The organism is Oribacterium sp. KHPX15 (genome assembly GCF_900107835.1).
Lineage (GTDB): Bacteria > Bacillota > Clostridia > Lachnospirales > Lachnospiraceae > Oribacterium.
Map to the genome: position 1 here is coordinate 1 of NZ_FNRG01000053.1, position 9,753 is coordinate 9,753.

Genomic DNA, 9,753 nt, shown 5'->3' on the forward strand with positions numbered 1-9,753 from the left:
TGATCAATCTCGTTTTCAAAATTTATTTCCTGTGTATATCCAAAAGCGTTTTTATTGTTCAAGCATCCTGTGACTTTGATATGACCGTTCGGTTCAGCGATAAATACAATATAATTGTGAACACTATATAGTTCTTCCAGTCTTGACTCACCTGACAGTGTTTCATAGAGATTCTTCAGCTGAACAGCAAATTCAGCTATATCCTGAACACCGACGTCCATAAATGTATAAGCTGAATAGCCATAACTTGAAACCTTCACGCCTAGCGTTACATTTACAGGATATGCAAAGTCCTTTAAATAAATCTCAGGAATAAGCTCTAATATGAATGTGTCTGTCTCTATTCTGTACATTTTTCCTCACAAATACCGATTTTACCTCTCTATATCCCCATAAATCTGAGCCACTACGCTGCCAATATTGATTGAACCTATATATCCAAATGGTATGTTCTTTTCCCTCACTATTGCAATAAACTTTTTATAGCTGATATGGCTAATGTAATCTGTATAAAAATAAACCTTGTCCTTATCTTCCAGCATTCCACTGTTTACGGTTTTATAAGCATCTGTGGCAACAAAAAGCCATTCCGGGAATAGCTTTTTAAGCTTGTTCTGCCAGTTCACATGACCTCCGATTATGACGATCTTTTTATCAGCTATTGCTTTCTCCATATCCGGAAGCCTTGCTTCTTCTATATCGTCATCCTTATGTTCTGAGTTATATGCATACTCCCGAAGTGCAATCAACTCATCACGTTCAGCCTCATATTTCTTAACAAGTCCCTCAGTTTCCTCAGAAGAATGCTTTGCACTTCTATACATCTCCCTGAGATATTTGTTTTCCTGCTCTTTTTCATTTAACTTTTTCCGGAGCTCAGCAATCTCGGCAAGGTAATCATCTGCCGTCACATCACCCTTACTTACCGGAGCAACATTTGTGACAGGCTTCTTTTCCGGTTTCCTATTTCTGACATTAACAGTCATATTGGCCGGATTAAAAAGAGCTTCCTTAATGTCTATCTCATCTATCTCATCTCCGATAAGATATCCGACTTCATAATCCAGGCAGTCTGCCACATCAGTCAGTGCAGCTGAAAGTTCATATATATTTGTGTAAAACTGAACCTCCTCGAAGGTGAAATCTTTATCCGGCTTCCAAGTCTTTAACATTGCAAGCGTACGTATCATCTGCATTCTGAGACCCATGTCGTTTTCAAGACAGAGGTTCGGATAGTCCTCAACATAACCATGTTGTCTCATGCACATACCGATAAAGTCAGATGTTTCCAGGTATTTTTTGATCTTTTTTCTGTGTGGAATATTCTTTTTTGCAAGCTCATTCAGCCACTCGTTTACCTTGTCAGAACAATCATTGAAGAGCTCATCATCGAAATATTCAAAATCCGTATCTTCATCTTCTTCTGCTAAGAACTCCTCCCGGCCGTTATTAAGTAGCTTATAGATAAATGAACTGTTTTCGTGTAGCTCAATACCCAGAAATTGGCACATTGAAACTATACGACCTGCCGTAGCATACAAATTTCCGGAAATATCATCTTCTGAAAGTGAAAGGATCTCATCTGAATTGATTGTTTGGAACCGTTTGAGCCTGTTATACTCTCTTTTATGGTATACCTTATAGAGATTCTTTATCAGTTCCAGGCAGTATTCATCGCCAAGCTTTGCACCATTATAGATAAGCCTTAAGACGCAGTTCTGCAATGCATCATTTGGTTTGTTTGTCCTAAATGACTTATCCCCGTACCAGCCTGCCTGACGGAATTCATCAAGCTTACTTCGGCAGTTTTTGAGGAAGTCCTGCTCGATCAGGGCAAAATCACAGGACATTTCAGGAGTGATAAAATTCATCAGAAAATAGAAACCGACACCTGTGGTATCTGGTGCAACCACATTGCCGCTTTGACGATTCATCAGATCTTGTAGCATAATGCCCGCAATTTCTTTTTTACGTTCAATGTCTATAGGATCTATGCTTTCAATAAAGTCATCATTAAACTGATCCTGGAAGAATTGGTTGTTGAAAGGTGCTCTCATAAGCGTATGCTTCCTTTATGATTTAACTATTTAATCAGCTGTCAAACTCTGTTTTAGCCTCATCCCAATCCTTGGGGCTGAACACACAGACTTTAACATCAATATCATAATCCGGATAATCTTCTGTAAACTTCTTATATGCCCGCTTACACTGTTTTGTAGATTCAGCAACCGGATGCTTCAGATCCCCTGCAAAAATACTCGAACTTATCAAAGGAAATGAAATACTATGATAGCCATTTTCCATTAATACAGTCATTGAATTATAATACGCTTCAAACAATTCTTTGAAAGCATCCTTCTTTATTCTGAAATCAGGACCCACGGCATGAATTATTGCCTTGCAATTCTTCATTCTGCATGACGAAGTAATGACCGCAGAGCCGTCTTTCAGTGGAGTCTTATACTTGCTACACTCTTTCGCAAGCTCAGTACTTCCAGCACTGCTGAAAATTGCCCCACAGACACCACCGCCCTGTAAAAGATGAGGGTTTGCGGCATTTACTATTGCGTCTACATTCTGGTTAACACTTGACTCCTGGATAAGGACTATATTGCTCATAATTTGTTCCACCTTTACTTTTGCTTATCACCGTTTCTGGCAATTTGATTCATTTACTTCAAATGACTATAGAAAAATTTTTCTTTGTATATTGCCGCAAGATTCTATGATTTCATCGATTTCTGCGTCAGACAATGCTTTTGCTGCTTCGATTTTTTCTTCTTTTTTCGGGTATTTGTCTTGAAATTCTGTTACTGTCATACGCTAATCTCCGTTCTTTATAGAGACATCTCGACTTATATCTTAGGGATTACCATCTGCATAAATAATCCTTTGGCATCCATACACGGCTTTTCAGGAACAGTCTCACAATTTCCTTTGTCTTTCAACCTTGCTGTGACAGCCAAACAAACTGCATCAATGATATCATCAGGATTACAATGTAAAGTTTTTGCAAAACTCCTTATTCTTTTATGATTTTCAACATCTATATACTTCGACAATATATGTATTCTTTCATTGATTCCTACTATGTCTTTCTTCTTGCTCATTACAACTTGATTATTCAATCTTGCAAAACATAGTTCCGGGTGACTTTCACAGATTACATTCTTATATCCAGGATGTTTATCAAAGAACATATCTAATTCTCTTATTTTTGGAATGATTGCCATCGATTGTTTTGCAAGACTTTTCCCAAGAATTGATATATTCGCTTTTCTCTGGTCTGTCTCGTTGTCTTTATATACGGCCTGTCGTGAAGGGACCGGAAATATCGTAGAAGAACGTGGCTTAATCATTTTTCTTGCTGCAGTGTCTGGTCTTATATCATTTGCTGATTCTTGAAGACCTATAGCCATATCAATAAGAAACTGGTTAAACGTTGGATATGATTCTACAATCTGCGTTATAGAATCATAATTTTCAACATTTAATTTCCCAGAATCAATTACAGCGACAATCCATCCATTCTTGCAACCATCAACTCCGATATATCTCCCTTTTTCAGAGATGAGATCTTTACGATTATCCATGTAAATGCCTTTCTTTTAGCGCATAATGACTAATATTTGCCTTAAGGCCGTTTAATACCACACGCCGGTCCGCCGAGGTTCATTGCCTTTTCTGCTTCTGCTTCAGGATCTGCTAAAACATCTGCATACTCAGGGTGTTTCTGGAACCATTTTATAGCGTAGGAGCATGAAAGCTCTGCCTTACGGCCATCTTCTCTAAGAAGATTCGCTACATGTTCAGTTACTTTTCCGGCTATTCCTTGTCCGCTCATAGACGGATCTACTTCTGTATGAGTTAGGTTTACTATTCCGGGTTTTACTTCCGGATATTCAAGGACCGCTATACGGTTTCCGTTTTCGTCTTCCAGCCAGGTGCATGAATTGTTTGATTTGAAATCCATAGGGTGCTCCTTATTCGTCCACATAATCCCAGGCATTAAATGTCTCATCAGTACGCTGTTCGCTATCGGTAATGCCCTTTACAAATTCAGTTACATACGTATCACCGGAAACAGAATCAATGTAATAACGTATCTCAGCTCCTGTATATGACCTGTACAAAACTACAATTTGATTATCACCAAATGATTCTATCTCCCAAAAGATCGTGTAATCTCCGGATTTTTCCATATCCAAAAGATCCGGATTACTTTCATAACAGTAGTTTTTAACAGCTTTTAAAGCCTCCTCATCCGTGAGTTCTTTCTCTGATGCTCCTTCAGTGTCAAAGTAGGCAATATAGCTTACCGGCTCGTCCACGACAATTTCTATCTGATCATCCGTAGAAAAATCTGATCCGTCTTTCGTCCACTTCTTAAACTCCCAGCCTTTTTCTGCTTTAGCCGAAATGATGAAGTGTGAACCGGGCTCAGCATTCACGTAACCCGACTGGGCAGGATATTCCTCATCGAAATAAGGAGTCTCTCCATCTTCTGCATAAGCAACATAGCCCAATCCTTCTGTCTCAATCTTAAGCAGAACAGTTTTGGATATGTCTGTATCTTCTAGTGAAGAGCTTTCGGTCTGAATTTGAGTAGTAGTTTCTGCCGAGTCAGTATTTGGTTTTCCGCAAGATATAAGTATTGTTGCAAAGACCAGTAATATCAGCATGATAGTTATTCTTTTCATAAATTAATTCTTTTCCTTTCCCCCTGTGATATTTCCATAGATCCCATCCATGTACTCCCTGATCCTTTTACCTTCTTCTTCATTTGCAATCCGGTTTGCTTCTTCTGTACCGAGTAGCATGAGCGGTAGTTTAATACCTATATCGGAGAAAATATCACAGGTATACTTGTATCCATACCCGGCATTTTGCCCTACCATAGATTTCAGATAGCCAATCCCTTTAATAAATCCATATTTCCAGAAAAAATCGTAATCATCATCCCAGAAGATCAGATTATCATCCTCACTGTTTTTAAGAAGCATTGCAGAGGCATAGAACATTTTTCTGGAGAAGTCATTTGCATCCCTGGCATTAAGCTTAAACTTTTCTCTGAGCTCTGCTCTGGCAGCCTCGACCTTATCTTTAAAAAGTTCTCTTTTCTTTCTGCCTGCCGCAGTTCTAGATCTGGCAGCTTCGATATCACACATGGAGTAAAGTAGCATCTCTTCGAAGACATCAAAGGTATAGAACTCATTTTGGTCAAGCATCTTCTCTCTCATCCGCCTCATTTTTGAAAAAGTGAACTCATAGCCTGCCTGTGCATCATCATCACCTTCATCTAAGCATAATGCTTTCGGTAACACATATCGGCTTAAGCCCTCAAAAAAACTGTCCGAAAAAGTATACTGAAAAAACACATCATACTTTTCGGTGTCATCAAGATACTCGTCGAGACAATCTATTATGGTTTTCGATACAGCTACGCTAATGTAGCGATATACGCTGCCTTCTTCAGTGTTTTCTTCGTTAAAGTTTGCTAAACGGTACATTGGGGCTCCTTTATGATGTACGTTTTTACCTTATATTCTTCGCTTGCTCTACTGCGAGATCAATAAAATCCCTTCCAGCTTTCCTAGGCGGTCTGTTTCTCGAATATATCAGGCAGCTTTCCCACGTAGGTTCATCAGTCAGTCTGAACCAGTTAATATCATGATACATCTTTGCCTGTGATTCAGGAAGTATTGTAAGGCAAAGACCATATGCTGACATGAGGCCGACCACATTGTTCTTCCTGGATTCGATAAGGATCTTCGGCGCATAACCGGCCTTTCGAAATAGCGGATCCACCACTTCACGGAATGTGGACCCTGAAAACATGAGTGAAAATATCTCTTCCTTACACTCCGAAAGATCCATGAATGGGTAATCTCCGTCTGAAGCCATCGTATAGTCTTTCGATAAAGCGTGGGAACTAGGAATACCAAGCAAAAGTCTTTCGTCCCTGAGATGGATAAATTCTATTCCCTGACGGTCCTTATGCTTTACCATGACCATGCCTATATCAAGCTTCTGCTCGTCAAGAAGTCGGTATTGTTCAGCTACCGTATAGTCGTGAAGACATAATTCTATGTTAGGATACTGTTTATGAAATATCGGAAATACCAATGCGAAAAGAGCTATGCCCTGTTCCATGGCTAGATTAAGATTGATGGTTCCCACATCGCCATGTAGAACGTCATCTAACAGATCATGCATCCTTTGCTCTCTATGAATTGTATCCTCAGCATAATGGACTACTACTTCACCGGCTTTAGTCAGCTTTAACATATGGGTAGTCCTGTCAAACAGGGTGACTCCCAGCTCTTTCTCAATCCTCAGTAGCTGCTGATTTAGCCCTGACTGAGATATGAACAGATTCTCAGCAGCCTTTGATATACTGCCGGCCTTCTCGATTTCCAAAATATACTTTAACTGTCTGGTATCCATGGTTATTTCCTTTTGTTTTAAGGTGTTTTACCAATTTTAACATTTATTTCTAAAAGCATCCTTAAAGATATTCTTATTCTGCTAGTGCATAAACTTATAGCTATCAGTGAGTTTATGCGTTTCAACTTCTAAAAAACTGGTGCTACTATGACCTTAGAGTTTATAAAATCTTTATAGATTGAAGGGAGAAAAACAATGTTAGGTATTTTAAGCTTGGTCCTTGCCATTGCCTGTGTTATTACACTGATCTGGAAAAACTGGCATATGGCTATCGTCTCACTAGCAGGTGCTTTGATCGTGATCCTGCTTAACGGAATGGACCCCGTTACATCACTAAGTGAAAAATTTATGACCGGTATGTCAGGTTTTGCCGGTAACTGGTTCCTTCTGTTCATGCTTGGAGCTATCTTTGGGAAAGTCATGGGTGACAGCGGTGCATCTGTCGGAATAGCAAACAAAATGCTGAAGCTTCTCGGTGAAAAATCAGTAGTTCTTGTAGTAATGCTTACAGGACTCGTTCTTTCCTACGGCGGAATCGGAACATTCATCATCGCATTCTCACTGTATCCGATTGCAGTAGCATTATTCCAGAAAGCCGACATTCCAAAGAAACTTATCGTTGCAACCATCATGGTATGTCCGGTAACCGTTTGTATGGCAATGCTTCCGGGTTCACCATCAACACAGAACCTTATTCCCACAACTTACTTTGGAACTACTGCCTATGCCGGAGCAACAATCGGTATTATCTGTTCAGTGATAATGTTTGCTTCAGCTTATCTATATCTCAATTATCAGATCAAAAAAGCTAAACAGAACGGGGAACATTTTGTAGCAAGCGAAGGTGAAGACATAATGGATCTCAGTGCTGTTGATGAAGGAAAGACACCTTCCATCGGTGCATGTTTCGCACCAATTATCGTACTCCTTGCCCTTATGTTCGGAATCCAGTTTACTACTGAAATCCCATCAACTTACGCTGTAGCGATAGCTATGACTGCAGCCATCATTGTTGGCTGTGTTTTATATAAAGACAGATTAAATGTAAAACAAGTTGTTTCAAATGGTGCTTCAGGAGGTCTTGGTTCCCTCATAGCAACATCATCCATCATGGGATTCGGTGCAGTTGTATCTGCTTCACCCGCTTACGAGCGCATTACTACAGCTCTTGTAAACATGAACGCTAACCCACTCATTACAGCACTCATTTCCATAAATGTCATCGCCGCTATCACTGGCTCATCAGCCGGAGGCCTTAACATATTCTTAGGTTCAATGGGCGATTACCTTGCTGCTTCAAGTTTAAATCTCTCCATGCTTCACAGAGTTGTGTGTATCGCATCTTCAGGCTTCGATGCAATGCCTCATGCATCCGGTATGGTAGTTTGTAATCAGATTGCAAAAACTTCACAGAAGGATACATATAAGTATGTATTTATCACATGTGCTATCATGCCGTTCTGCTGTGCTATCTTTGCCTGCATCCTTGGAACTATCGGTATTATTTAACAGGAGATATGATGAAAGTAGATTATGTTATCCGTGGCGGTCACGTCATTGATCCGGCTTCCGGAACTAATGAAGTAAAAGATGTCTATGTAAAGAATATGCATATAGTTGCTCCTGGAGACGAAACTGTTGAATGTAAGCCTTATCAGATAATCGATGCTTCAGGAATGTATGTAACCCCAGGTCTCATTGATTTTCATACACACGTTTTTCATGAAGGAAGTACCATATGCATTCATCCTGATATGATGATCGCACAGGGAACCACCTCCTGCGTTGATGCCGGGAGTGCCGGAACATCAACCTTTGAAGCATTTGCCAAAAATGTAATCCACCAGTCCCTTATTCGTGTCAAAGGCTTCCTGACTGTTTACGGTGGGGGTCAGTTAGATCCCAAGCTGTGTGAAGACTTTAATCCTAAGCTTTATAACATAGAAAAGATGGAACGTGTCATCGATGCGAACAGGAACGACATTTTAGGATTAAAGATACGTCTGTCAAAAGGTGTGGTTCCCGATGAAACTGGGGCTGATTATCTAAAAGCCGCTGTTGAACTTGCAGATAAGCTTAATGATAAGCTTGGAACTAAACTAAGAGTATGTGTTCATACAACCAACGCACCGGTTCCGGCAGATGAACTAGCTAAATGTTTACGTCCCGGCGACATATTCTGTCACTGCTATCAGGGGGCCGGAAACACGATTGTTGATTCCAATGGTAAAGTTCTGGAAGGTATCCTTAAAGCACGTAATCGGGGAGTTATATTTGATGCTGCTAATGGACAAGGTAACTTCGGGCTTAAAGTAGCGAAACAGGCTATCGCTGATGGATTTTTAGCCGATATCATATCCAGTGATCTTACAGTTGATAAGTTTAATATGCCGCCTTATGCCAAAAATCTTCCGCTTATCATCTCAAAGTATCTTGCTATGGGTGTGGATCTCTATGAAATAATAAAGCGAGTTACTGAAATACCTGCAAAACTCATGGGAATGGATAACAAAATAGGCACCCTAAGAGAAGGCGCCTATGCGGATATTGCAGTATTCAAATTAAAAGATCATCACTATATCCAGAAAGATTTTTGCGATGATGAAATAATCTGTGAGAAAATCCTCATTCCTCTGATGACCATGCTAAGTGGGGAGATACAATACTGTCAATCGGACTTTTATCTGTAAAAAAATTTTTATTGATCCTCCAAGGGAGTTATCACTATAGAAAATAACCAAGCTATAGTGATAGCTCCTTATGTATTATTTATTGTTACTAAACTATGTAAACTTTAAAACTCTCATATGGTTACTCTTTAATTCCATGTGATTACTATTTATGGTATTCACTTACAGAGCTCTGCAACTATCATATTGATCACCTTGCCGTCAGCCTTACCTTTAAGAACCGGCATTATTTCTTTCATTATTGCTCCCTTATTCTTGGTTGCTATCACCTCTGCAAACTTCTCCTTCAAGAATGCCTTAATTTCATCCTCAGACATCATAGAAGGAGCATATTCCTTGATTACATCATATCTGAACTGATACTCTGCCTTGAGTTCTGCTCTATCGTCCGGACAAGTATCGATCTGTTCTTTCGCTGTCTTAAGAGACTTAATGATCACCTGATCCACAAGGTCGTCACCTATATTGTCTCTTGATCCAGAGTCTATTGCCACTTTCTTAACATCTGATATAAGAGAAGAAATTGCATCTTTTCTAGCCTTATCTCTTGCCTTCATGGCTGCTATCATATCCTTTTGAAGTGTTTCGAATTTTGTCATGTTAAATACCTTCTTTC

The 9,753-nt window shown here is 39.6% G+C and carries 12 protein-coding genes; 2 read left to right on the plus strand and 10 right to left on the minus strand.

The features are described 5' to 3' along the window. From BLV86_RS16530 to BLV86_RS16565, 9 genes are all read right to left on the minus strand, one after another. A partial coding sequence (locus tag BLV86_RS16530) for a WapI family immunity protein (RefSeq protein ID WP_090819755.1) occupies positions 1 to 353 on the minus strand: 353 nt, incomplete at its 3' end. Positions 354 to 374: 21 nt separating this feature from the next. Continuing rightward, the gene (locus BLV86_RS16535; RefSeq protein WP_090819758.1) at positions 375 to 2,057 is read right to left on the minus strand and encodes a hypothetical protein; all 1,683 of its coding nucleotides are present in this window, start codon (positions 2,055 to 2,057) and stop codon (positions 375 to 377) included. A 34-nt stretch (positions 2,058 to 2,091) separates the two neighbouring features. Next, positions 2,092 to 2,619, minus strand: coding sequence for a macro domain-containing protein (locus tag BLV86_RS16540; protein ID WP_090819761.1), 528 nt, complete (start codon positions 2,617 to 2,619; stop codon positions 2,092 to 2,094). 66 nt (positions 2,620 to 2,685) lie between these two features. Further along, positions 2,686 to 2,820 (minus strand): hypothetical protein, encoded by a 135-nt coding sequence (locus tag BLV86_RS18470; RefSeq protein WP_278308809.1) that lies wholly within the window; start codon positions 2,818 to 2,820, stop codon positions 2,686 to 2,688. Between the two features lie 35 nt (positions 2,821 to 2,855). After that, the gene (locus BLV86_RS16545) at positions 2,856 to 3,593 is read right to left on the minus strand and encodes a DUF429 domain-containing protein (protein ID WP_090819763.1); all 738 of its coding nucleotides are present in this window, start codon (positions 3,591 to 3,593) and stop codon (positions 2,856 to 2,858) included. A gap of 41 nt (positions 3,594 to 3,634) precedes the next feature. Beyond that, complete coding sequence (locus BLV86_RS16550; RefSeq protein WP_090819766.1) at positions 3,635 to 3,973, minus strand: GNAT family N-acetyltransferase; 339 nt, start codon at positions 3,971 to 3,973, stop codon at positions 3,635 to 3,637. Between the two features lie 10 nt (positions 3,974 to 3,983). Next, a complete protein-coding gene (locus BLV86_RS16555; RefSeq protein ID WP_090819769.1) occupies positions 3,984 to 4,700 on the minus strand; it encodes an InlB B-repeat-containing protein in 717 nt (238 codons plus the stop codon). Between the two features lie 3 nt (positions 4,701 to 4,703). Continuing rightward, on the minus strand, positions 4,704 to 5,510 hold the full coding sequence (locus BLV86_RS16560; RefSeq protein WP_090819772.1) for a hypothetical protein: 807 nt from the start codon (positions 5,508 to 5,510) through the stop codon (positions 4,704 to 4,706). 25 nt (positions 5,511 to 5,535) lie between these two features. Further along, a complete protein-coding gene (locus tag BLV86_RS16565) occupies positions 5,536 to 6,447 on the minus strand; it encodes a LysR family transcriptional regulator (RefSeq protein WP_090819775.1) in 912 nt (303 codons plus the stop codon). A gap of 195 nt (positions 6,448 to 6,642) precedes the next feature. Between BLV86_RS16565 and BLV86_RS16570 the strand changes: the two genes are divergently transcribed. Next, positions 6,643 to 7,956, plus strand: coding sequence for a GntP family permease (locus BLV86_RS16570; RefSeq protein WP_090819778.1), 1,314 nt, complete (start codon positions 6,643 to 6,645; stop codon positions 7,954 to 7,956). An 11-nt stretch (positions 7,957 to 7,967) separates the two neighbouring features. Continuing rightward, complete coding sequence (locus tag BLV86_RS16575) at positions 7,968 to 9,137, plus strand: amidohydrolase family protein (RefSeq protein ID WP_090819781.1); 1,170 nt, start codon at positions 7,968 to 7,970, stop codon at positions 9,135 to 9,137. Between the two features lie 158 nt (positions 9,138 to 9,295). On the opposite strand, the gene BLV86_RS16580 is transcribed toward BLV86_RS16575, so the two are convergent. Continuing rightward, positions 9,296 to 9,736 (minus strand): GatB/YqeY domain-containing protein, encoded by a 441-nt coding sequence (locus BLV86_RS16580; protein WP_090819784.1) that lies wholly within the window; start codon positions 9,734 to 9,736, stop codon positions 9,296 to 9,298. Between the last annotated feature and the right edge of the window lie 17 nt (positions 9,737 to 9,753).